Annotated in this window: 25 protein-coding genes; 21 read left to right on the top strand and 4 right to left on the bottom strand. The window is 54.4% G+C overall.

The annotated features are described in order from the left end of the window. Nucleotides 1-36 precede the first annotated feature (36 nt). From KIH26_RS16980 to fahA, 7 genes are read left to right on the top strand one after another with little or no spacing between them, the layout of a single operon-like run. On the top strand, nucleotides 37-315 hold the full coding sequence (locus KIH26_RS16980; RefSeq protein ID WP_249660973.1) for a type 2 periplasmic-binding domain-containing protein: 279 nt from the start codon (nucleotides 37-39) through the stop codon (nucleotides 313-315). A gap of 6 nt (nucleotides 316-321) precedes the next feature. After that, nucleotides 322-999, top strand: coding sequence for an ABC transporter substrate-binding protein (locus KIH26_RS06095; protein ID WP_249660972.1), 678 nt, complete (start codon nucleotides 322-324; stop codon nucleotides 997-999). 2 nt (nucleotides 1,000-1,001) lie between these two features. Next, entirely contained in the window at nucleotides 1,002-1,772 is a 771-nt protein-coding gene (locus tag KIH26_RS06090) for an ABC transporter ATP-binding protein (RefSeq protein WP_213444713.1), read from the top strand. A gap of 57 nt (nucleotides 1,773-1,829) precedes the next feature. After that, a complete protein-coding gene (locus KIH26_RS06085; protein WP_213444711.1) occupies nucleotides 1,830-2,555 on the top strand; it encodes an ABC transporter permease in 726 nt (241 codons plus the stop codon). Then, entirely contained in the window at nucleotides 2,552-3,313 is a 762-nt protein-coding gene (locus tag KIH26_RS06080; RefSeq protein ID WP_213443432.1) for an ABC transporter permease, read from the top strand. Before KIH26_RS06085 ends, KIH26_RS06080 begins: the two co-directional genes overlap by 4 nt. Before the next feature lie 24 nt (nucleotides 3,314-3,337). Next, nucleotides 3,338-4,147 carry a cyclase family protein gene (locus tag KIH26_RS06075; protein ID WP_213443430.1) on the top strand — a complete coding sequence of 270 codons (810 nt, stop codon included), beginning with the start codon at nucleotides 3,338-3,340 and terminating at the stop codon, nucleotides 4,145-4,147. A 10-nt stretch (nucleotides 4,148-4,157) separates the two neighbouring features. Then, nucleotides 4,158-5,480, top strand: a complete 1,323-nt coding sequence (gene fahA / locus KIH26_RS06070; RefSeq protein WP_213443428.1) for a fumarylacetoacetase — start codon at nucleotides 4,158-4,160, stop codon at nucleotides 5,478-5,480. An 82-nt stretch (nucleotides 5,481-5,562) separates the two neighbouring features. On the opposite strand, the gene KIH26_RS06065 is transcribed toward fahA, so the two are convergent. From KIH26_RS06065 to KIH26_RS06055, 3 genes are all read right to left on the bottom strand, one after another. Beyond that, on the bottom strand, nucleotides 5,563-5,835 hold the full coding sequence (locus KIH26_RS06065; RefSeq protein WP_213443426.1) for a hypothetical protein: 273 nt from the start codon (nucleotides 5,833-5,835) through the stop codon (nucleotides 5,563-5,565). Between the two features lie 119 nt (nucleotides 5,836-5,954). After that, nucleotides 5,955-7,757: an MFS transporter gene (locus KIH26_RS06060; protein ID WP_213443424.1), complete on the bottom strand. Its 1,803-nt coding sequence runs from the start codon at nucleotides 7,755-7,757 to the stop codon at nucleotides 5,955-5,957. Between the two features lie 377 nt (nucleotides 7,758-8,134). Continuing rightward, entirely contained in the window at nucleotides 8,135-8,878 is a 744-nt protein-coding gene (locus tag KIH26_RS06055) for an SIMPL domain-containing protein (RefSeq protein WP_503005067.1), read from the bottom strand. Between the two features lie 259 nt (nucleotides 8,879-9,137). Between KIH26_RS06055 and ompR the strand changes: the two genes are divergently transcribed. From ompR to KIH26_RS06040, 3 genes are all read left to right on the top strand, one after another. After that, nucleotides 9,138-9,869, top strand: coding sequence for an osmolarity response regulator transcription factor OmpR (ompR, locus tag KIH26_RS06050; protein ID WP_213443422.1), 732 nt, complete (start codon nucleotides 9,138-9,140; stop codon nucleotides 9,867-9,869). 210 nt (nucleotides 9,870-10,079) lie between these two features. Beyond that, the gene (locus KIH26_RS06045; protein ID WP_213444708.1) at nucleotides 10,080-11,492 is read left to right on the top strand and encodes an ATP-binding protein; all 1,413 of its coding nucleotides are present in this window, start codon (nucleotides 10,080-10,082) and stop codon (nucleotides 11,490-11,492) included. A 103-nt stretch (nucleotides 11,493-11,595) separates the two neighbouring features. Then, nucleotides 11,596-12,426, top strand: a complete 831-nt coding sequence (locus KIH26_RS06040) for an alpha/beta fold hydrolase (RefSeq protein ID WP_213443416.1) — start codon at nucleotides 11,596-11,598, stop codon at nucleotides 12,424-12,426. A gap of 36 nt (nucleotides 12,427-12,462) precedes the next feature. On the opposite strand, the gene KIH26_RS06035 is transcribed toward KIH26_RS06040, so the two are convergent. Continuing rightward, nucleotides 12,463-12,810 (bottom strand): hypothetical protein, encoded by a 348-nt coding sequence (locus KIH26_RS06035; protein WP_213443414.1) that lies wholly within the window; start codon nucleotides 12,808-12,810, stop codon nucleotides 12,463-12,465. Between the two features lie 120 nt (nucleotides 12,811-12,930). On the opposite strand from KIH26_RS06035, the gene KIH26_RS06030 reads away from it, so the two are divergent. The 11 genes from KIH26_RS06030 (at nucleotide 12,931) to KIH26_RS17080 (ending at nucleotide 21,881) form a co-directional block, all read left to right on the top strand. Then, the gene (locus KIH26_RS06030; protein ID WP_213443412.1) at nucleotides 12,931-14,709 is read left to right on the top strand and encodes a glutamine--tRNA ligase/YqeY domain fusion protein; all 1,779 of its coding nucleotides are present in this window, start codon (nucleotides 12,931-12,933) and stop codon (nucleotides 14,707-14,709) included. Between the two features lie 48 nt (nucleotides 14,710-14,757). Then, complete coding sequence (locus tag KIH26_RS06025) at nucleotides 14,758-15,078, top strand: type II toxin-antitoxin system RelE/ParE family toxin (protein WP_213443410.1); 321 nt, start codon at nucleotides 14,758-14,760, stop codon at nucleotides 15,076-15,078. Continuing rightward, complete coding sequence (locus tag KIH26_RS06020) at nucleotides 15,065-15,391, top strand: helix-turn-helix domain-containing protein (RefSeq protein WP_213443408.1); 327 nt, start codon at nucleotides 15,065-15,067, stop codon at nucleotides 15,389-15,391. The genes KIH26_RS06025 and KIH26_RS06020 overlap by 14 nt, the downstream gene beginning before the upstream one ends. A gap of 192 nt (nucleotides 15,392-15,583) precedes the next feature. After that, on the top strand, nucleotides 15,584-16,687 hold the full coding sequence (locus KIH26_RS06015; protein ID WP_213443407.1) for a protein kinase domain-containing protein: 1,104 nt from the start codon (nucleotides 15,584-15,586) through the stop codon (nucleotides 16,685-16,687). Next, the gene (locus tag KIH26_RS06010; RefSeq protein ID WP_213443405.1) at nucleotides 16,684-18,285 is read left to right on the top strand and encodes a tetratricopeptide repeat protein; all 1,602 of its coding nucleotides are present in this window, start codon (nucleotides 16,684-16,686) and stop codon (nucleotides 18,283-18,285) included. Before KIH26_RS06015 ends, KIH26_RS06010 begins: the two co-directional genes overlap by 4 nt. Before the next feature lie 79 nt (nucleotides 18,286-18,364). Continuing rightward, complete coding sequence (locus KIH26_RS06005; RefSeq protein ID WP_213443403.1) at nucleotides 18,365-18,904, top strand: DUF924 family protein; 540 nt, start codon at nucleotides 18,365-18,367, stop codon at nucleotides 18,902-18,904. Between the two features lie 184 nt (nucleotides 18,905-19,088). Beyond that, nucleotides 19,089-19,385 carry a helix-turn-helix domain-containing protein gene (locus tag KIH26_RS06000; protein ID WP_213443401.1) on the top strand — a complete coding sequence of 99 codons (297 nt, stop codon included), beginning with the start codon at nucleotides 19,089-19,091 and terminating at the stop codon, nucleotides 19,383-19,385. A gap of 37 nt (nucleotides 19,386-19,422) precedes the next feature. Next, nucleotides 19,423-20,055 (top strand): nucleotidyltransferase domain-containing protein, encoded by a 633-nt coding sequence (locus KIH26_RS05995; protein WP_213443399.1) that lies wholly within the window; start codon nucleotides 19,423-19,425, stop codon nucleotides 20,053-20,055. 31 nt (nucleotides 20,056-20,086) lie between these two features. Further along, nucleotides 20,087-20,497 (top strand): hypothetical protein, encoded by a 411-nt coding sequence (locus tag KIH26_RS05990; protein WP_213443397.1) that lies wholly within the window; start codon nucleotides 20,087-20,089, stop codon nucleotides 20,495-20,497. A 197-nt stretch (nucleotides 20,498-20,694) separates the two neighbouring features. Next, nucleotides 20,695-21,762, top strand: a complete 1,068-nt coding sequence (locus KIH26_RS05985) for an alkene reductase (protein WP_213443395.1) — start codon at nucleotides 20,695-20,697, stop codon at nucleotides 21,760-21,762. Beyond that, nucleotides 21,759-21,881, top strand: coding sequence for a hypothetical protein (locus KIH26_RS17080; RefSeq protein ID WP_283770137.1), 123 nt, complete (start codon nucleotides 21,759-21,761; stop codon nucleotides 21,879-21,881). Before KIH26_RS05985 ends, KIH26_RS17080 begins: the two co-directional genes overlap by 4 nt. Nucleotides 21,882-22,010: the final 129 nt, after the last annotated feature.

Here is a 22,010-nt window from a genome sequence, read left to right as displayed (position 1 = left end):
TGCTTTTTGCTTTCACTATTTCAACCGGAGACAACCATGCGCAAACTTTCCCTATCCGCTCTTTCTCGCCGCCAAGTGCTGGTCACTGCAGCAGCCAGCGCTGCAACGGCTTCGCTGCCAAGCTTTGCTCAAAGCGGAAAAATCGTCTTTGGCTTTACAGCAGTGACAGATTTCACCTCCGTCTTTGTGGCTGCAGAGGAAGGCATGTTTAAGAAGCGCAACCTCGATGTCGAGTTGAAATTCATTCCACTGAACTCTACGATTCCCGCTGCGATTCAAGCCGATTCCTTGCAAATCGGCGGCCCCACACCTTAGGTCTACTTGCAAGCGGTCGATGGTGGCCTCGATCATGTGGTGGTGGCTGGCGGTGGCGTGACATCCAAGACCATCACAGGCTTTGGCTTGGTAGCTAAAGCGGGAAGTGGTATCCGCTCGGCCAAAGATTGTGTAGGCAAAAAAGTAGGCGTGCCGGGCTTGGGCGCTTTCTTGCACGTGACGTTCCGCGCTTGGCTCAAGCAAAACGGCGTAGACCACAAGCAGGTGAATTTTGTGGAAGTGTCTTTCCCTCAGCATGGCGATGTGCTGCGCGGTGGCTCAGTGGATGCAGTGGTGACGGCAGACCCTTTCATGACACGCATCACGGATTCAGGCGCGGGCTATGTGGCTTCTTATTACTCCACTTTCTTGAGCGAGGGCAATCCCACGATCATCTATACCGCGAAGCGAGAGTGGGCGCAGAAAAATGCAGCTCAGGTCAAGGCTTTCCGCGAAGCTGTGCAGGAGGCAGCGGCCTTTATTTTCCAACCGAAAAACAATGACAAAGTTCGTGAAGCCATCGGCAAATACATCAAATTGCCACCTGAAGTGTTGGCCAAAGCGCAAATCTCGCCTCCTGGCCCCGTGGTCTCTGAAAAGCAACTCAACTATTGGGTCGGCTTGATGAAAGACCAAGAAATGCTCAAAAGCACGCCAAATGTCGCCAGCTTGATCGCGAAATGAGTATGAGCAATCTTGCGCCTCTGGCCTTTGAGCAGGTCAGCGTGCATCTGGGCGGGCGAGAGATCGTTTCGCCCAGCTCGCTAGAGCTCAAGCGAGGCGAGTTCGTTTGCATCATTGGGCCTTCTGGCTGCGGCAAGACGACTTTGCTACGCGCGGCTGCGGGCTTCGTACAGCCCTCGGGCGGACGCGTGCTGCGTAATGGGCAGGTGGTGAGCGCGCCTTCGCGCGAGGTGGCTTTCGTTTTTCAAGACTATGGGCGTGCACTGTTGCCTTGGCGCACAGTAGAGGGCAATATCAGCCTTGCATTAGAAGCTGCGCAAGTGCCTGCCTCAGATCGGCCTGCGCGTATCGTCAAGGTACTTGAGACCGTGGGGCTAGCCGTACATGCGCAAAAATTCCCCGCGCAGCTCTCAGGTGGCATGCAGCAGCGGGTGCAAATCGCACGCTGCTTGGCGCAGCAGCCCGAGCTGATGTTGATGGATGAGCCTTTCGGTGCGCTGGATGCGATGACGCGCGAAAGCCTGCAAGATGAGCTTTCTCGCCTGGTGCGCGAGCAAGGGCTCACCGTGATGTTCGTTACCCACGACCTGGAGGAAGCGATTTATTTAGGTGATCGCGTGATCGCGTTGCGTACGAATCCGACTGCATCTCAACCTAGCATTGCGGCGATGCTCGACGTGAAAATTCCTCGCCCACGTGAGCAATTAGCGACCAAAGAACATCCTGAATTCTTGCGACTGCGGCGCGAGTTGTATCAGTTTCTTGGGCATTGAGAGGCTGCTGTGCTTCAGATCCTTCGCCCTTTTGTTTTTCCACTCACACTGCTGTCGATGATAGAAGCTTGGGCGCGCACGGTGGGTAGCAGCAGCGATGCGGTTGCGCCGCCCAGTGCCGCACTTGTCGCATTGTTCAAAGCGGGAATGGATGGCTCGCTCTGGCAGGCCACGGGTTTCACATTGGGCAGCGCTGCTCTGGGGCTGCTGATTGCAAGTCTACTGGGCATCGTTTGCGGCACGCTCCTGGGCTTATCGCCACGCATCGCGCGCTGGAGTTTTTTAAGTGTTGAGGTACTGCGGCCTGTGCCCTCGGTTGCTTTGATTCCGCTGTCCATGCTGGTGTTTGGTTTTGGTCTGCGCATGGAGCTGGCAGTGATTGCCTTTGCCTGCTTCTGGCCGATACTTGTGCTCACGCAAGCAGCGGCGAAACAAGTGGAGCCTCAGCTTTTGGAAGTGGCGCAATCATTGGAACTGTCTGCTTTTCAACGCTTTTGGAGCATCATCTTGCCTGCCATGCTGCCTCGCTTGTTTGTGGCACTGCGACTCGGCGTGGCGATTGCTTTGGTCGTCGCAGTGACTGTAGAAATCGCAGCCAATCCACATGGCATGGGCTATGCGCTGGTGATTGCACAGCAGAGCCTCGATCCGGCTTTGATGATGGCTTGGCTGCTATGGATTGGGCTGATCGGTTTTGTGATCAATGCACTGGCCGTGAAGCTACAAGCTTGGGCTGCACTGCGCATGGGCGTGCAGCCTGATGCAGCGAAAGGCGCAGCATGAAACCCATACGTTTGACCTCAGCGCTACCTTCTGTAGCCTTGCTCTTAGCATTGATTGCGCTGTGGTGGCTGGCCAGCCATGCACAATGGGTGAGCAAAGTGTTTTTGCCCACACCCGAAGCGACTTGGGGCAGCCTGATGGAAGGCATGCAAAAGGGAGATCTGCTCGCCTTCACGGGCGAAACGATTCAGCGCATGTTTTGGGGCTGGGTGCTGGCCAGTGCTGCAGGTATTGCACTGGGCGCGCTCATCGGCTCGTCATCTGCACTGCGCAGCTGGATTGGCCCCACTTTGGAGTTCATTCGCCCTCTTCCCGCCTCTGCCGTTTTGCCGCTGGCCATTGCCATCTTCGGACTCTCTAGCACGATGGTGCTTACCGTGGTGGCATTTGGCGCGATGTGGCCGGTCTTGCTCGCCACCATGCACGGCCTTGCGAACGTACACGTGCGCTTGCGTGAAGTGAGCCAAGCCCTGCAGCTTTCTCCTACGTCTTTCGTGCTAAAAATTGGCCTGCCCAATGCCATGCCCGATATTTTGGCGGCCATGCGCTTATCGATGACTATCGCGCTCATCGTGGCTGTGGTGGGCGAGATGCTCGCATCGCAGCCAGGCTTGGGCCAATCTATCTTGCTGGCTGCTCGCTCATTCCGCGCGAGCGAGCTGTTTGCAGGCATCGTGCTGCTGGGTGCCATTGGCTTTGCCAGCAATGCGCTGCTGGCACTCGCCGAGCAGCATTTTTTGACATACCAACGTCGCTGAATCCCTCTTCATCAGGAGCACACCATGCCTCGCAAATTTGTAGATCTTTCCATCTATCTTGAAAACGATGTGATCAGTGACCCTCCCGCTTTTGCGCCGAAGATTGAATACTTCACGCATGACAATACTTTCGCGCAAATTGAGCCTTTCTTTCCAGGCCTCAAGAAAGAAGATCTGCCCGATGGCGAAGGCTGGGCGGTAGAGCTGGTGCAACTGTCCACACACAATGGCACACACCTGGATGCTCCCTACCATTTTCATTCCACGATGGATGCAAAAAATGGCGAGAAGAAACCCGCGATTGCGATTCATGATGTGCCACTCGAATGGTGCTTCCAGCCCGGCGTGAAGCTGGATTTTCGCAGCAAGCCTGATGGCTATGTGGTCACTGCGCAAGATGTAGAAGATGAGCTCAAACGCATCAACCATACGCTCAAGCCACTGGAGATCGTTGTCATCAACACCCGAGCAGGCTCACGCTATGGCCATTCGGATTACGTGGCTTCTGGTGCGGGCATGGGCTACGAGGCCACGATGTATTTACTGGAGCGCGGCATTCGTCTCACTGGCACAGACGCTTGGAGCTGGGATGCGCCCTTCGTGCACACTGCTCAGAAATACGATGCAAGCAAAGATGCCTCCCTCATTTGGGAAGGCCATAAAGCGGGGCGCGATATCGGCTACTGCCATATCGAGAAAATGCACAACCTCGAAGCCCTGCCCCCCAGCGGTTTCTTCATCTCCTGCTTCCCCCACAAAATTCGCGGCGCATCTGCAGGCTGGACGCGTGCTGTGGCGATTTTCGACGATGCCTTGATGGCAACAACCGCTTGAAGGCTGGCCTATGAACACACTCAATCACACGCATGAGGCAGCAGCCAAGAGCTGGGTGGCCAGCGCACAAGGCCACGCAGACTTTCCGATTCAAAACTTGCCCTATGCGGTGTTTTGCCGAAAGTCTGGTCATGAGGCTTGGCGCGGCGGCGTGGCCATCGGCGACGAAGTGCTCGACCTCGCAGCTTTGCAGGCGAAGGGCTTGCTCAGTGGTTTGGCTGCTCAAGCTTTGCATGAAGCCAGCCAAAGCACACTCAATGCTTTCATGGCAATGGGGCATGAGGCTTGGCATGCTTTGCGGATAGCCCTGTTTGATTTGCTGTCAAGCTCAGCGAGTGAAGCCACACAAAACGCTGTACGCAATTGCCTCGTACCGCAAACCGAAGTGCGATACAACTTGCCAACGCAGATCGGCAATTACACCGATTTCTATACCTCGATTTACCATGCAGAAAATGTGGGGCGCATCATCCGCCCAGATGATCCACTCACACCCAATTTCCAGTGGCTCCCGATCGCCTACCATGGCCGCGCGTCCAGCGTGGTGATCAGCGGCACGCCTTTCCGTCGCCCGATGGGGCAAGCTATGCCTCCGGGTACAAAGGCACCTGTGTATGGCGCATGCGCGCGATTGGATTTTGAATTGGAGATGGGGTTCTTCGTCGGTCCAAGCAATGCGCTGGGCGAACCCGTCGCCTTGAAAGATGCGCCCTCGCATATCTTTGGCATGTGTTTGCTCAACGATTGGAGCGCACGCGATCATCAATTCTGGGAAATGAACCCGCTCGGCCCCTTCCTCGGCAAGAATTTCTGCACCAGCATCTCGCCGTGGATCGTGACGATGGAGGCACTCGCGCCTTTCCGACAGCCTTTTGAACGCCCAGCAGATCATCCGCAGCCCTTGGCGTATCTCGATGAAGCCAGCAATCGCGCTGCAGGCAGCCTAGATATTCAGCTCAGCGTAGCTATTGAGTCTGTTGCACACCGCACAGCATCTAAGCCAGCGAGCCGCATATCGGCCACGAGTTTTAAACACCAATACTGGACCACTGCGCAAATGCTCACGCAGCATACCGTGGGCGGTTGCAACTTGCAAAGTGGCGATTTGATTGGCACGGGCACCATCTCTGGGCCCACGGCTTCTGAGGCCGGCGCGATTGTGGAGTTGTCGCAAGGCGGGCGTGTGCAAGTGCCTTTGCATGAGACAGGCGAACAACGCACCTTCCTGCTGGATGGCGATGCCGTGATCTTTCAAGGCTGGTGCGAGAAGACTGGCTTTGCGCGCATTGGTTTCGGCTCGTGTTCAGGGACGGTACTCCCCGCCATTTCTTGATGTTTTAGCCTGTCAGCCGACGTAGAATCTGCGCGAAATGCTACTATTTTGGTAGCATCGCATTTTTCTACGAGAAGCCGTATCAGCGGCGCATTCGCATGATCAACCAAGCGAATGCCAGCACGGGAATCAAAATGATCAGGTTGGAGACGAGGCCAGCAAGGATCGCATCTTTGAGACTCACCGAGGTGCTCGGCATCGTCGATGGAAGCATCACTGCCACGAACACGACGCCCAAAACCAGTGGAATAACGCGGCCAGTCACAGTCGCCGTTCGCTGCATGGTGACAACCAAGGCAATGAGCAAGCCAATGCGAAAAGGGTCAGTCAATTGAGACAAGACGAGATCGATCAATTGATTTCCAATACTTGATAAATTCAAAACAAATAAGCCAATATGCTGGCTTGCAGTATCGCAAAAAACAAAGCCAGAGTCTTGGCTGGCAAGACTCTGGCTATGTAGAAATCACGAAATTATTTCTTGCCCGTATCGCCTTCGAAGATGTCCTTCTTGTGCGTACCGTTCGGAACAAAGATCGTGCCGATCACCACGGTCATCACGGCAATCACAATCGCGTACCACAGGCCGGAGTAGATGTTGCCCGTTTGCGCGGAGATCGCAAATGCGGTTGCAGGCATCAGGCCGCCGAACCAGCCGTTACCGATGTGATAAGGCAAAGACAATCCAGAGTAGCGGATGCGGGTGGGGAACATCTCGACCAACATCGCTGCAATCGGGCCATAAACCATCGTCACCAGCAACACCAAATACGTCAAGATGACGATGATGGTGATCTTCTGCGCATTGAAGATGTCAAAGAAGTGTTGTGCCTTGGCAATCGTGGTGTTGTCTGCGGCAACCATCGGATAGCCAGCTTTTTTCAGCGCAGCATTGAGCGCGCCATCAAAAGTAGCCTTGGCTTTTTTCAGTTCATCACCAGTGAGTTTGCCAGCGTCGTACGATTGGATTTCCGTATCGCCCACTTTCACCACGGCCAAAGTGCCGGGTGCTGCGCCTTCAATGGTGGAATAGTTCACCGAAGTGCGTGCGAGTTGCGCCTTGGCGATATCGCAAGACGAACTGAACTTGACCGTGCCAGTTGGGTTGAACTGGAAGGAGCAATCTTCAGCAAACACTTTCACAGAAACCGGCGTCTGGTGTGCTGCATGAATCGCTGGGTTAGCGGTTTTGGTGAGCAAATTGAACACGGGCAGGAAGGTCACCGCGGCCAACAAGCAGCCCACCAAGATGATCGGCTTGCGGCCAATGCGGTCTGACAGTGCACCAAAGAACAGGAAGCCGCCTGTGCCCAAGATGAGCGACCAAGCCACCATCACGTTGGCGGTGAAGCTGTCGATCTTGATCACGTTTTGCATGAAGAAGAGCGCGTAGAACTGGCCTGTGTACCAAACCACCGCTTGGCCAGCCACGAGGCCGAGCAAAGCAATGAGTGCGATCTTGCCGTTTTTCCAATTGCCAAACGCTTCTGAGAGCGGTGCTTTGGATGTGCGGCCTTCTTCTTTCATTTTCTTGAAAGCGGGGCTCTCGTTCATCTGCAAACGGATGTAGAGAGAAATAGCCAAGAGGAAGATCGAGCCAATGAAGGGAACGCGCCAGCCCCAAGCGTTAAACGCTTTGACCATGGTCGGTTTGCCATCGGCGAGCAACACGGCCACGCCGTCTTTCATCAATGGTACGTCTGGGTAGTTACCGTTGACATAGCCTTGCACTGAAAGAATCACGATCAACGAGAGCAGCAAGCCCAGCGTGGCCGTGGTTTGGATGAACGCCGTGAAGTAACCGCGCTGATTGGCAGGTGCATGCTCAGCCACATAAATCGCAGCACCACCGTATTCACCACCCAAAGCCAAACCTTGCGCCATGCGCAGCAGGATCAGAATGATGGGAGCCGCAACGCCCCAGCTTTCGTAATTGGGCAACACGCCGACCAAGAAGGTCGAAACGCCCATGATCACGATGGTCATCAAGAAAGTGTATTTGCGGCCGATCATGTCGCCCAGCATGCCAAACACCAAGGCGCCAAACGGGCGCACGATGAAGCCAGCAGCGAAGGCGAGCAATGCAAACACGTTGCGGGTGTTTTCAGGGAAGGCAGTGAAGAACTGCGCACCAATGATGGCGGCGAGCGCGCCATAAAGATAAAAGTCGTACCACTCAAAAATCGTACCTGCAGAAGAGGCGGCAATCACCTTTTTCTCTTCCTGCGTCATGGGGCGGGATCGTTCCCGAATGTTGTTTGTCATATCTGTTGCCATATCAGCAGTCTCCATCTTGTCTGCGCCCTAAATGGGGCGTGGTGTGATTGTGGAAAACTGCTCTTACCTGCTACTTTCTCCAAACCAACGCAGGCTTGCGCGAAACCAACGGGAGCTTGCGCGTGACTGAACGGTCGCTTACAGATTCGGTTTATGTTGCTGGCGCGCTTATGGCCTGTGGGAGCGGTGAGCGCACTTGGCTCTCAAGGGTAGCCAATAGGCCGCGAGGCAAGGGGCTGCGGTGGCTGCCGATTTTTCGCAGCGCAGCCTCTTGCCACGTTGCCGGTCTATCCCAACAGAAATCTTCAGAGCACTATTAATTCAATAGCACTTTGCGCAATAATCATGCCGGCTACTTGCTCAAAAAGCATAAAAAATCACTTCATCTGCACAGCGCCAGCCACAGTCACCACCACCGTGCTACGCCCAGCTTCCACAGGCACTGCCGCGTCAGCTGACATCGATTTGGCCTGCATCATCTCCATGCGCCCACGGTGCGCAAAGCCTTGATCGTTGGCCTGCACATTCACCTCACGCACCGTGTAGCCGCCAAAACCAAAGCCTTTGCTGATCTCTTGCGCTTTGGCTTTGAAGCGCTCAATCGCCTGCGCCGTCACCTCGGCTTCCACGCGAGCACGTGCTTCGCGCGAGAGCCCGAAGCTCACATTGCCCAAAGTCAGGGTATTGATCTTGCCAGCCAGCGCGCTGATGCGAGCGAAATCGCGGCCTTCAAGCACCAGCTCGGTGGTGCCCTGCCAGCCATTGATCTTGCCGTCACGCCCATAGCGTGGGTAAAGCGAGAATGCCCCGGTGCGCACATCGAGCTGGCCGGGTTGGGCGACTTTTTTGGCTTCCGTCAGCGCGGCATCGAGCGCGGCTTTGAGCTGGGTTTGCACTGTAGCTGCATCTGAGCCGTCTTTCGTGCTGTTCATACTGATGGTGAGCAGATCTTGCTGTACTTCGAGGCTGCCTTGAGCTTGAAGCGAGACGACGTTTTGAGGTGTTTCCATACGAATATTTTGAGAAAAAACGGCAGTAGCCGGCATCAGACCTGCGCAGAGTGCTATCGAAAAAATAGCATTTTTCAGGCGAGTGGAAGAGGAAGAAAAAAGTGCATTCATAGTGACATCCTAACAAGCTAAGCGTTTTTGTCCAAATCGACTGCGCCCCAGCCGCGGCTGATACGCAATCGACACTTCATCAAACGCAGCCAAGGCACAAACGGGGTTAAAAAGCCTTCCAAACGACATTCAAACTGTACAAAACCCGCAAGATATGTAACAGAAGAGGCTTTTCGGACATTTTTCACACCTTTTTTCTGAAAAATACGTGTAAATTCCGTTCATGTTACAACTCAGTGCTGTGCACAAGGAGCCTTAAATGAATCAAGCTGTGAAATCTGCAGACCGCATCATGGTCGTTGATGATGATGCCCGCATCCGCGATCTGCTGCGCCGTTATCTCACGCAAGAGGGTTTTGAAGTCATCGTGGCAGAAGACGGTAAGGCTCTGTCCCGCGCCATGATCCGCGAGCCGATCAATCTCATCGTGCTTGATCTGATGCTGCCCGGCGAAGATGGCCTCTCGATTTGCCGCCGCCTGCGCGCTTCTGGCGATCGCACACCCATTATCATGCTCACAGCCAAAGGCGAAGATGTGGATCGCATCGTTGGCCTCGAAGTGGGCGCGGATGATTATTTGGGCAAGCCCTTCAATCCCCGCGAGCTGCTGGCGCGCGTGCATGCTGTGCTGCGCCGCCGCCCTGCTCTGGAAGCGCCGGGTGCGCCTTCGAGCGAGAGTGAGAATGTGAATTTTGGCCCTTTCGACTTTGATCTCGGACAGAGAACGCTGAAGAAAAGCGGCGAAGAAATCGCACTCACCACGGGTGAATTCGCCATGCTCAAAGCCCTGGTTCGCCATCCGCGTCAACCTTTGTCTCGCGAGAAGCTGGCGCAGCTGGCGCGTGGCCGCGAGTTCGAGCCGTTTGACCGCAGCTTGGATGTGCAAATCTCTCGCCTGCGCAAAATGATCGAAAACGATGTGGCCCAGCCGCGTTATATCCAAACCGTGTGGGGCGTAGGCTATGTGTTTGTGCCGGATGGTAAGAGTTGATCTATTGCGCTGATTAAATCGAAAAATCACACGCTAGGCGGCGTTATTGGGTATGCTCGTATCCAATAACACCGCCTTTTTCTAGCCCATGCTCTCAGCAACCAAGCCATGAATTCAGCCAACGAACACATCCTCGGCGGTAGCGGTATGGATGGTCGCATGGGCGCTCCCACCACGCCGGAAGGCCGTTATTCGCATTTACCCTCCGGCATGGCTGGCCACCCCATACCCACTGGCCCCGCTCCGCTGGAGACCATGCCTGCCCCGCTGGATGCTCGCCCCACGGGCACGATCAGCAAAGTGCGCTTCAGCCTCTTCTGGCGCACCTTCTTTCTGCTGGCGCTGCTGCTGGTGGGCTCCGTGGTGGCTTGGCTGCAAACCTTTCGCATGCTCGAATCCGAGCCACGCGCCGCGCAAACTGCACAGCAGATCGCCTCCATCGTCAATCTCTCGCGCGCTGCGCTCGTGCACTCCGATGCGATCGCGCGCATCTCCCTGATCAAACAGCTGGCCGAGCTGGAGGGTGTGAAGGTCGTGCCTCGTACAGCCATTGATATGGTGCAAGGCTTTGAAGGCGATACACAAATGCAGCGCGTGCTGGTTGAGTTACGCGTGCGCTTGGGCGAGAAAGCCACGCTGGCTCGCAAGGTCAATGGCGAAGAAGGTTTGTGGGTCGGCTTTGGCATTGAGAATGAAAAATTCTGGCTGCAAACCGATATCTCGCGCCTGAATCCTGTGCCTGGCCGCGCATGGCTGGTGTGGCTCTCTATTGCTGCCCTGCTCTCACTGACTGGCGCAGCCGTCATTGCGCGCTTGATCAATCGCCCACTGAAAGCGCTCTCTTTCGCGGCCAGCCGCGTGAAAGATGGCGATTTTGATGCCAGCCGCTTGAATGAAGATGCCGTGACCAGCGAAATCCGCGAGGTCAATGCCGGCTTCAATCGCATGGCCGAGCAGCTCGCCAAAATCGAGCAAGATCGCGCCGTGATGCTCGCCGGTATCTCGCATGACTTGCGCACACCGCTGGCACGCCTGCGCCTTGAAACGGAGATGAGCGTGGCCGATGATGTGGCGCGCAATCATATGGTCTCTGATCTCGAGCAGCTCGATGCCATCATTGATAAATTCCTCGATTACGCCCGCCCTACCGATCAACAGCATCTGCGTGCGGTAGCGCTCAATGATGTGGTTGAAGCCTGTGTGCTCGCAGTGCAGCAAACGGATGATCTCAAAGTCAAGCTGGATCTGCCTGCTGATTTCCATGTGATGGGCGATGAAATTGAGCTCACGCGTGTGATCACCAATCTGGTGGAAAACGCCCGCAAATACGGCAAAACCATCACCACCGGCATCACCCAGCTCGACATTGCTGCCCGAGAGCGCGATGGCTGGGTGCTCCTCAAAGTGCGTGATCACGGCCCTGGCGTCAACGAAGACATCCTCAAACACATGACCAAGCCCTTCTTCCGGGGCGATGTGGCTCGCACCGCAGCCACTGGCGCCGGTCTTGGCTTAGCCATTGTTGAAAAGACGATCCAGCGCCTCGGCGGGTCTTTCAGCCTGCACAACTCCTCCACAGGCGGTCTCGCTGCCAACATACGCTTGCCCTCAGCCAAGCGATAAGAAAAATTTGACACGACTACTTGACATAAAAGTAGGAAATAGTTACAAATACTGAACGATTTGGATTAGCCACAACGGCGACTCAAAATCCAAACGTCAGCCATTGAAAACCATTCAGATTGCCACAGAACAGGGTCACTTCGCAGTACAGCTTTTGGGTGAGCGCGGTGATTGGGTAGTCTGCTGGCCTGCGCAATTCAATGGCTACGACAGCATGCTAGATTTCGCGCGCATGCTGTCTCTGCAGTTTCGAGTGGTGATTTGTGATCCACCAGCCGTTGGGCAGAATCAACATTTGCCATACACCTGCACCATCAACGATCTGGCCTACTACGCGCATCGTGTGCTGCAGAAATTACAGATCACGCGCTGCCACTGGATAGGCCATGGCGCAGGCGGCGTGATAGGCGCTGTGCTTTACACCACCTTTCCCGAGCGTATCCAAACCCTCACCCTGGCCTCTGCCCCCATGCTCAGCCAAGGCCGATTCAAACTCCATTTGGCTGCATCCACCGCAATGCTGGCTAGCTCGCGCCTAGGTCGCCATTTGCTAGCCTCACGCGGCACGAAAGAGATCGGCTTTGCCGATTCAGACGAAAGATCGCTGATCAGCGCTTATTTGCGCAAAACCTTAGAGCTCATCACCCCTAAAAACATCATCCTGATGCGCCCGCTGGATGGCGCGAGCGTTCGCAGGGTTTTTGATAAGCTGCGCACCCAGCCACCGCCTATGCTCATCCTCTGCGGCAGATATGATCGCATCGTGCTCCCGCGCGATCAGCGCACAGTCGCCGAAATCACGCAATCGCATTTTGTCGATCTGCCTTGCGGCCACCTGAACCTACTGGCTGAGCCTGAGGCCTGCGCACACGCATTTCAGCGCTTTATCGGCATGCGGCGGCAACCGCCGCAGCCGCGCCGCATGGCGGCATGATCTGCCCACGCAGATCAATGCACACCCTCAGCTCTATCAATCGTCATGCCGACCATGGCGATAGCCTTGGTGGTAGCCATGTTTGTAGGCATGTTTCCAGCCATGCTTATGCCCATGCTTCCAATGGCCATGCGGCATGTGATACACCACTGGCGCGGCTTGATAGACAGGTTGGTAAACGGGCTGATAGACGCGCTGAACCACCACAGGCGCTGGCTGGTAAACCACGGGCGCGGGCGAATACACCACAGGAGGCGGCGCGTAAATCACCCTCGGCGCGGGGCGGGGCGAGCCCACAGTAATCGTCCAGCTCACATCGTTTGCCTGCGCAGCGCCAGCCGCCAAAGCTGCGGTCGCAACAACAGCCGTCATCCATGCTTTCATAATGATCTCCTTTGAAAAGCAGTACAACCTCAACGCCCTGCGCCTAGCTGCAGTTGTCATCTGCATTGCAAATGCAGTATCAAGCTGTAAACACAGCGCCTAGCCCTCTAAAATCAAGGCATGACAGTTTCAAACTCTACAAATTCTCCTGCCTCGGCATCTGACGCCACCAAGCCCAGCAATTTCCTGCGCCAAATCATCGAATCAGATTTGGCCAGCGGCAAGCATTCTCAAATCGTCACCCGCTTCCCGCCCGAGCCCAATGGCTATCTGCACATCGGCCATGCCAAAAGCATTTGCCTGAATTTCGGCTTGGCGCGTGATTACAAAGGCATCTGCAATCTTCGCTTTGACGACACCAACCCCGAGAAAGAAGAAAAAGAATACGTCGATTCCATCATCGATTCCGTCAAGTGGCTCGGCTTCTCATGGGGCAAAGATGCAGGCAAGTCTGGCCACGAGTCTGCACTCTTCGCCAGCAACTATTTCGATTTCATGTACAAAGCCGCCGAGCATCTCATTGAGCGCGGCTTAGCGTATGTCGATGAACAATCCGCAGAAGACATGCGCGCCAACCGTGGAGACTTCAACACCCCCGGCAAGCCCAGCCCTTACCGAGCATTGAGCGCAGAGCATCACCTAAATCGCTTCCGCGAAATGCGAGATGGCAAACACGCCGATGGCGCCATGGTGCTTAGAGCAAAAATCGATCTCGCCTCCCCCAACATCAACCTCCGCGACCCCGCCATCTATCGCATCCGCCGCGCCACACATCACAACACCGGCGACACCTGGTGCATCTACCCGATGTACACCTACGCCCACCCCATCGAAGACGCGCTAGAAGGCATCACCCACAGCATCTGCACCCTCGAATTCGAAGACCAGCGCCCCTTCTACGATTGGCTCATGGATCGCCTGCTAGAAGGCGGCCTCATCAAACAGCAGCCCCGCCAATACGAATTCGCCCGGCTCAACCTCACCTACGTCATCACCAGCAAACGCAAACTCGCCCAATTGGTCAACGAGAAAAAAGTCAGCGGCTGGGATGATCCCCGCATGCCCACCATCGTCGGCCTGCGCCGCCGTGGCTACACGCCCGAGAGCCTGCAACTCTTCGCCGAGCGCATCGGCGTCAGCAAATCAGACAGCTGGATCGACTACAGCACGCTAGAAGGCTGCCTGCGCGAAACGCTAGACCCCACAGCCCCCCGCGCCATGGCCGTGCTAGAGCCCTTAAAGCTCGTCCTCACCAACTGGGAAGAAGCCTTCGGCAGCGCAGCGCATCTGGAAGACTGCAGCGCCCCCGTCCACCCCCACCTCCCCGATCTCGGCAAGCGCAATTTCAAACTCGGCAAAGAAGTCTGGATCGAGCAAACAGACTACGAAGAAATCCCCAGCAAAGGCTTCTTCAGATTGTTCCCCGGCAACAAAGTCCGCCTCAAATACGGCTATGTCATCGAAGTCGAAGGCGCAGACTACGCAGAAGGCACAGATGAGGCCGCTATCAAATCCGGAGCTGCCCGCGCAGTATCCATCAGGGCAAAAGTGCTAAAAGACACCAAATCCGGCACCCCCGGCAGCGACGCCATCAAAGTCAAAGGCGTCATCACTTGGGTCGGCGCGGCCGACGCAGTCACCGCAGAAATCCGCCTCTACGACCGCCTCTTCAAAACCGAACACCCCGACGCAGGCGGCAAAGACTTCCTAGAAGCCTTAAACGAAGACAGCCTAAAAACCATCCAAGCCTACGTCGAACCATCATTGGCAAACGCCAAGCCCGACGAAAAATTCCAATTCGAACGCCACGGCTACTTCGTCGCAGACCGCAAAGATCATGCGGCGGGGGAAGCGGTGTTCAACAAGATCACAGGCCTTAAAGATACTTGGGCGAAGTAAGCTTGCCAAGAATACGGCATTGCCGTATAATCAAACAAAAAATTCCGCATGCTGACCATCGTCGAATCGCCTATCTTTCAAAGCCAATGGCCTGACTATTGGACAGAGAAAGAAAAAGACGAATTCTTCGAGCACATTGCATTCCATCCAGACGCAGGCGATGTCGTGCCCAAGTCTGGCGGCGTTCGCAAAGTGCGATGGTCTAGGCCGGGAATGGGCAAACGCGGCGGAACCCGCGTGATCTACTTCAACCGCCTTGCAAACGGAGAAGTTTGGTTGATGCTGATTTATGGCAAATCGGTGCGAGACAACATCTCTGCCGATGTCTTGAGACAATTGAAGCAGGAGCTTGAAAATGCCATTGACTGAGAAACAACTCAAAGAGCGCGATGCCAAGCGAGACATCGGCGCAGAGCTTCTACAAGCCGTGCGCGATATGAAAGCAGGCAAAGGCAAAGTCGTCGCCAAAATCGAAGTGCTCCCCGTCGTCATGGCGCGCATGAAATCTGGCCTCTCGCAGAGCCAATTCGCCAGCCTGCTCGGTGTCTCAGTGCGCACTCTACAAGATTGGGAGCAAGGCCGCAGACAACCTTCTGGCGCTGCGCAAACATTGATCACGATTGCGGAGCAACAGCCAAAAGTGCTCAAGCAAGTGTTAAAAGCGCAAACCTCCGTTGCCTGACTTGCTATGGCTCAAACTACAAAAAAAAAGCCACACTTGATCCCCACACCGCGCCAGCTAGAAAAAGCGCTGCAAGAATCCGCCCTACAAGCAAGGCGACTAGCTGAGGCGTTTGGAAAAACGATCCCAACTGATCAGCCTACTCGCAGCCGCCAATCTGCGCGAGCTTGAAATGTCCAATTAAGGAGTTACATGGCAGCACCCAAAGATCTGTTAGTCGGACACACAGTCGGTCAAGGATGGGTTGTGACATCGGTACTTCGAAAAGTCGATGGAGAAACTGGGGGCAATTTTTCTACAGGTTACTTTGTGGAGCGTGGCGGTGAAAAAGCTTTCCTCAAAGCCATGGATCTCACTAGAGCGTTGCTCGCACCGGCAGATCAGCAGCTTGATTCCATACGTTTTGTGATCGACATGATCCAGTTTGAAGGAGCGGTCTTGCAGGAGTGTGCGAATCGTAATTTAAGCCGGGTCGTTAGGCTCCTAGAGTCAGGCATAGTGGATTTCGACGCGTCGGTTACAGATCCCATTACACGAGCAATACGTCGTGTTCATTTCTTTATTTTTGAGCTTGGAGGGCCTGATGTCCGCAAAGCTTACGGAGTACCAACTGCTGATGATGCGGCAATTAGATTAAGAGTTCTACATAACGTCGCAACTGCAATCCAACAATTGCATAGCGCTGGTGTTGCGCATCAAGATATTAAGCCCTCAAATATTCTGCAGTTTTCGCTTGATCAGCACAAAGTTGCCGATCTTGGTCGCGCATCAGTGCAAGGAAAACTTGGACCACTCGACGAGCAATTATTTCCAGGTGATCCAACCTATTGCCCGCCAGAGTTTGCATATGGGCACAGACCTACTGATTATGTTGATCGCAGATATGCAACTGATGCTTATATGCTGGGTAGCATGATTGCTTTTCTGTTTACCCTACAAGGGACGACCTCGCTCTTGCAGCAGTCTTTAGAGCAGCATCTCTTGCCACCTAGCTGGCAAAGAGAACCCAGCATAGCTCCGTGGTCTGGAAGCTATCAAGATGCTTGCCCTTATCTTGAACAGGCAATGACTAGGGTCAGAGGTTATGTAGAAGAGCATCTTCCTATTTATTGCCGCAGAGAGCTTGGCGAGGCATTTGCTCAACTTGCACATCCATCGCCATATGAGCGAGGCCATCCCAAAAGTCGAAAGTCTGCTGGACGCCCGATTGGGTTCGAACGGTATGTATCACTCTTTGATAAACTAAGCAAACAAGCCATGATCGCTATAAAGTATCCTAACCGAGCAGTCCTATGACAATCTCTTGGGAACGGCGAGTTGTTCCGCAATGGACTAAATCAACAGAACCGAATAATCGGTTTGTTAGAAATCCAATCACGGCATTTTCTCGCCCTACAACTCCTATTCGGAGTGCAGATAATCATGAGTTTGAAAAAGTAGTAGCTGAGTTCGAGTTGCATCCATCAATTGGACTAGCAGCTGACGCTCTGAGATTTGGTTTGTTAAATATAGATAGCAGCAAACTTAAATCAATAGCCACTTTCATTTTAAAAAATGATAGCGCAATGCCTGCTGGTATCAGACGACTTGCAGATTCTGTGCAGTCTGGAGATCTATCAGAAGTTTCCTTAACAGGTCCACTCGACCATAAAAAAACTCTGCGCGATGGCATTCATGACACTCGGCGATGGTTAGTACGGTTTCCCAATGATGCTTTAACTTGGCTAGATCTTGGTCGTTTGCATGCTGCCGCAGGAAATACAGGTTCAGCAAAGAATGCAGTTCAAACAGCTTTGGCATTGAGTCCGAGCAATCGAACAATTCTGAGAGGTACTTCCAGATTTTTCCTGCATGCTCACGATCCTGCTGCAGCACTAGCGATACTAGACAAATCACCCAGGACAGAACGCGATCCATGGTTGATTGCGGGCCATATAGCGATCAATTCAATCCTTGGAAAATCATCAAAATTCACAAAAAAAGCTCGCGCCATAATTTCTGCTGGATCACACTCGCCTTACGAGATTTCTGAACTAGCAAGCTCATTAGCAACGCTTGAGCTAGAAGCTGGGCAAAACAAGCAGGCAAAAAGACTCTACAACATTTCTTTATCAGAGCCAAACGAAAATGCTCTTGCTCAAGTTCAATGGGCAGCCAAACAACTAAATCTCAACCCCGATCTTCCTGATGAATGGTTACAAAAGCCTATGACCGCAGAGGCTGGCTACTACCATTTCTTGATGAATGATCAATTTGAGGACGCACTAATGAGTGCCCTCACTTGGCATATTGATGAGCCATTTGCCGCTCGACCTATGCTTAGCGCCTCTTTCATAGCAGCTATTTTTGGAGACTTGAACGATGCTCGGTCATATGCACGGCAAGGATTGATTACTGAGCCTGATAATTTGATGCTCCTCAATAATCTTGCGTTTGCAACAGGTGCAGAAGGTGATATCGAGGCCGCTGAAACCGTGCTGAAAAAAATATCTAGCATTGAGAAGAGCAACATAAATGCCCACACCGTAGCAAACTTAGGAATGCTTGCTTATTTGCGGCAGGAGCTAGAGATTGGCATGCAACTTTACGATACTGCAATTGAGATTTACCGTAAGCAGCACAATTTAGAACAGGCTGCAATTGCTTCGATCTTTCACTGGTTTTTTTCTCACAAAGTGGCATCTTCCAAATCTAATGAAATTCTCGACAAGGCACGAAAAGTAGTAGAGGAATCTCGATCTCGTTTTGCACAAGGGATTTTCGTTCGCATCACAAAAATGCACGCTACAAATACAGCTCCTCCAGTACGACAAATTGCACCTCGGAAGTGGCACTATGACCGAGAGAAGAATCTTTTGATTTTTGATAAGCATTTACCGCTTGGTAAGAGCTGATGATCTAAGTAGTATTCGAAGTAAGCGTATTCTGAGATCATAGTTAAAGGTTTATGAAATGACTGGACTCGTGAGATAAATGCACTCTACTTCTGTCCTCCACTTCTGGTTCTCCGAACTCACCGAGAAACAGCATTTCGCCAAAGACGCGACGCTGGATGCGTTGATTGCGCAGCGGTTTGGGGCCACTTTGGAAGCGGCGGCGCGCTGTGAGCTTTTTGGCTGGCGGGCTTCGCCTTCCGGGCGGCTGGCGGAGATCATTGTGTTGGATCAGTTTTCGCGCAATGTGTGGCGAGACACCCCGCGCGCCTTTGCGCAAGATGCGCTGGCTCTGGCCCTCGCGCAGGAGCTCGTGGCCAGCGGTGGCGATGCGCAGCTCACCACGCGCGAGCGCCACTTTGCCTACATGCCCTATATGCACAGCGAATCGCTGGCCGTGCACCAAGAGGCGCTGCGCCTGTTTGCCCAGCCCGGCTTAGAAGATGCCCTGCGCTACGAACAGCGCCACCAAGCCATCATCCAACGCTTCGGCCGCTATCCCCACCGCAACGCAATCCTAGGGCGGGAATCCACAGCCGAAGAGCTGGCTTTCTTGCAGGAGCCAGGGTCTGGGTTTTGATGCGCTTTGCTATAAATTGCGTAGCGCTCCGCGCAGGTTTTATGCCGGTAAAACGCCGATTTTGATCTGAGAACAATGGTCTAAGCTTGCAAAACGCAACCTTAGAGAAGGCTATTGATCGAGCAGTATTCAGCACAGCGGCTTAGAAGTTGAAGATTATCAGAACAGATATAAAATTCTGTAAATGATTAAAAAACTAAGCATCACCGCAGGCAGCGACAACGTCTTTCGAGACCTCGGCTTCCCCGAAGCAGAGGCGCAAAACCTTTTGCTGCGCGCCGACCTAACGATCCACATCCGCCGCATCATCGCCAAGCTTGGCATCACCCAAGCCGAAGCCGCCAAGCTCGCTGGCATCACGCAGCCGCGCATGAACGATCTCGTGAAAGGCCGCACAGAGAAATTCACGTTGGATGCGCTGGTGAACGTGGCTGCGAAGCTGGGCTATACGGTGAAGCTGAGTTTGAAGAAAGTCGCTTGATTTAATTAAACCCAATTTGGGTATAATAAAACCCATTATGGGTATTTTAGAAGCCTCAGAAGACACACCGCTTTCCATCAGTGATGCGCTTTTCCCTTTGGTGCGGCAGCGGGTGCTGGCGCTGCTGTTTGGGCGGGCGGAGCGGAGCTTTTATGCGAATGAGGTGATTGCGCTAGCGCAGTCTGGCTCGGGGGCGGTGCAGCGGGAGCTGGCGGCGCTCTCGGAGGCGGGGCTGCTCACTGTCACACGCGTGGGCAATCAGCGCCACTATCAGGCTAACAGCGCTTCGCCAGTGTATGCCGAGCTGCATGGCTTGGTGCTGAAGACTTCTGGGCTGGCCGATGTGTTGCGCGCGGCGCTACTACCGCTGGCAGCGCAGATCAGCGGCGCGTTTGTCTATGGCTCGGTGGCTAAGCAAACGGCGGGCGCGAGCAGCGATGTAGATGTGATGATGGTGAGTGAGACGCTTTCTTATGCAGAAGCATTTGCTGCGCTGGAAGGCGCTGCTGCGAGCCTTGCCCGCCCTGTGAACCCAACGCTCTATACGCCGGCTGAATTCACTCGCCGCGTAGCGCAAGATCGCGTGTTTATCAAGCGAGTGTTGGAGCAGCAGAAGATATGGCTGCTGGGCTCGGAGCGGGAATTGGTTTTGAACGAAACATCCACTTGATTGCGCTCGATGACTGTACAATAATACAGTTATGAGTGATGCTTTAAACAATCTCTGCGGCGCAGGCAAGCCCATGCAAGCCGAGCCGCCTGACGCGGATGAGCTTGCAGGCTTAGTGCGCAGCGGTCTTGCGCGTTTGCATGATGCTCGGAATGCCTCGCTAGCTCTGGAGAGCCGGTTTGATCTGGCATACAACGCCGCTCATGCGCTGTGCTTGGCGGCATTGCGCCGCTTGGGCTATCGCTCCAATCATCGCTATATCGTCTTCCAAGTTTTACCGCACACGCTTGGCCTCGGCCCTGAAGTGTGGCGTGTGCTCGATAAGTGCCACAACACTCGCAATCTCGGTGAATACGAAGGCATGCTGGATATCGATGAGCGGCTGGTCAATGATTTGATTCGTGCAGCCGAAGCGGTGAGCGTTGCGCTAGCAGCCAAGTGAGAGACTGCGAACTAGGCATTTAAAAATCGTGATGCTATATATTCAATAGCACTCTGCGCAGATTCCATGCCGGCGGAGTGCCGATTTTTCTTAAAATTCAGTGCCTTGAGTAACCTTGCCCGAGCAAGCTTAGGCGGCGGGTGTTATCGTGCGGCCTCAGTCTGATTTCTGTTCTCCCCTCTTCTCATTTCCCCTTTATGTCACTCTTCAATCCGCTCAAGCTCGGCGCGCTCACGCTGCCCAATCGCATCATCCTCGCCCCGCTCACGCGCACCCGCGCTGGTGCGGAGCATATGCCCAATGATTTGATGGCCGAGTATTACGCGCAGCGCGCCAGCGGCGGCTTGCTGACCACGGAATGCACCATGGTGCAAGAGCACACCTCGGCTTTCTATGCCGAGCCGGGCATTTACTCTGCCGCGCAGATCGAAGGCTGGAAGAAGACGACCTCTGCCGTGCATGCCAAAGGCGGGCGCATCTTCATGCAAATCTGGCACGCTGGCCGCGCCGCGCATCCTGATCTCAATGGCGGGCACCGCACCGTTTCTAGCAGCGCCATCGCCATTGAAGGCGACATTCAAACGCCCGCCGGCAAGGTGCCGCAAGCTGTGCCGCATGCGCTGAGTTTGGAAGAGATTGCGCCCATTGTGGCGGCATTTGCGCAAGCCGCTCAAAACGCCATGGCCGCTGGCTTTGATGGCGTGGAGGTGCATGGCGCCAATGGCTATTTGATCGATCAATTCCTGCGCGATGGCTCCAACCAGCGCACCGATGCCTATGGCGGCTCCATGGACAACCGCGCGCGCTTTTTGTTGGAGGTGCTCACCGCCGTGTCAAACGCCATTGGCTCAGATCGCGTGGGCCTGCGCCTCTCGCCGCTCAACAGCTACAACAGCATGAAAGACAGCGACCCCGTGGCCTTAACGAGCTTCCTCGCTGACAAGCTCAATGCTTTCAACCTCGCCTACCTGCACCTGATGCGCGCAGACTTTTTCGGCCTGCAACAAGCTGATGTGATGACAGTAGCCCGCGAGAAATACAAAGGCGTACTCATTGGCAACATGGGCTACAAGAGCGATGAAGCCGAAGCCGCTATTTCAGCAGGCAAGCTCGACGCCGTGGCCTTCGGCACCGCCTTCCTCGCCAACCCCGACCTGCCCGAGCGCATCGCCGCCAAAGCCGCACTCAATGCGCCCGATTCATCGACCTTCTACACACCCGGCGCGAAGGGCTACACGGATTACCCTGCGCTGGTGGCAGCGTGAGGCTTTCCGCCCCTAGCGCTGATGCCGAGATGGAAGCGATTCGTGATGCGGCTTGTTGGGCAGGCATTTCGCTTATGGTCTATGGTGAAGCGCTCACCGATGCAGGAGCACCGCAATGAATTTCCTTCGGCGTGATTCTGGAGCGCTGATCTTGGCCACCGCTTGGCTCTTGGTGACGGCGGGTGCCAAATGCTAACTGATCTATCGCTGCAGTGTCCTGCCGTCAAGCAATATGCTACTGATTTAAT

The sequence above is a fragment of the Variovorax sp. PCZ-1 genome (assembly GCF_018413605.1).
Taxonomy (GTDB): domain Bacteria; phylum Pseudomonadota; class Gammaproteobacteria; order Burkholderiales; family Burkholderiaceae_C; genus JANMDU01.
Note: the sequence above shows the minus strand (reverse complement) of the source record. Positions and strands in the feature narration are given on the sequence as shown.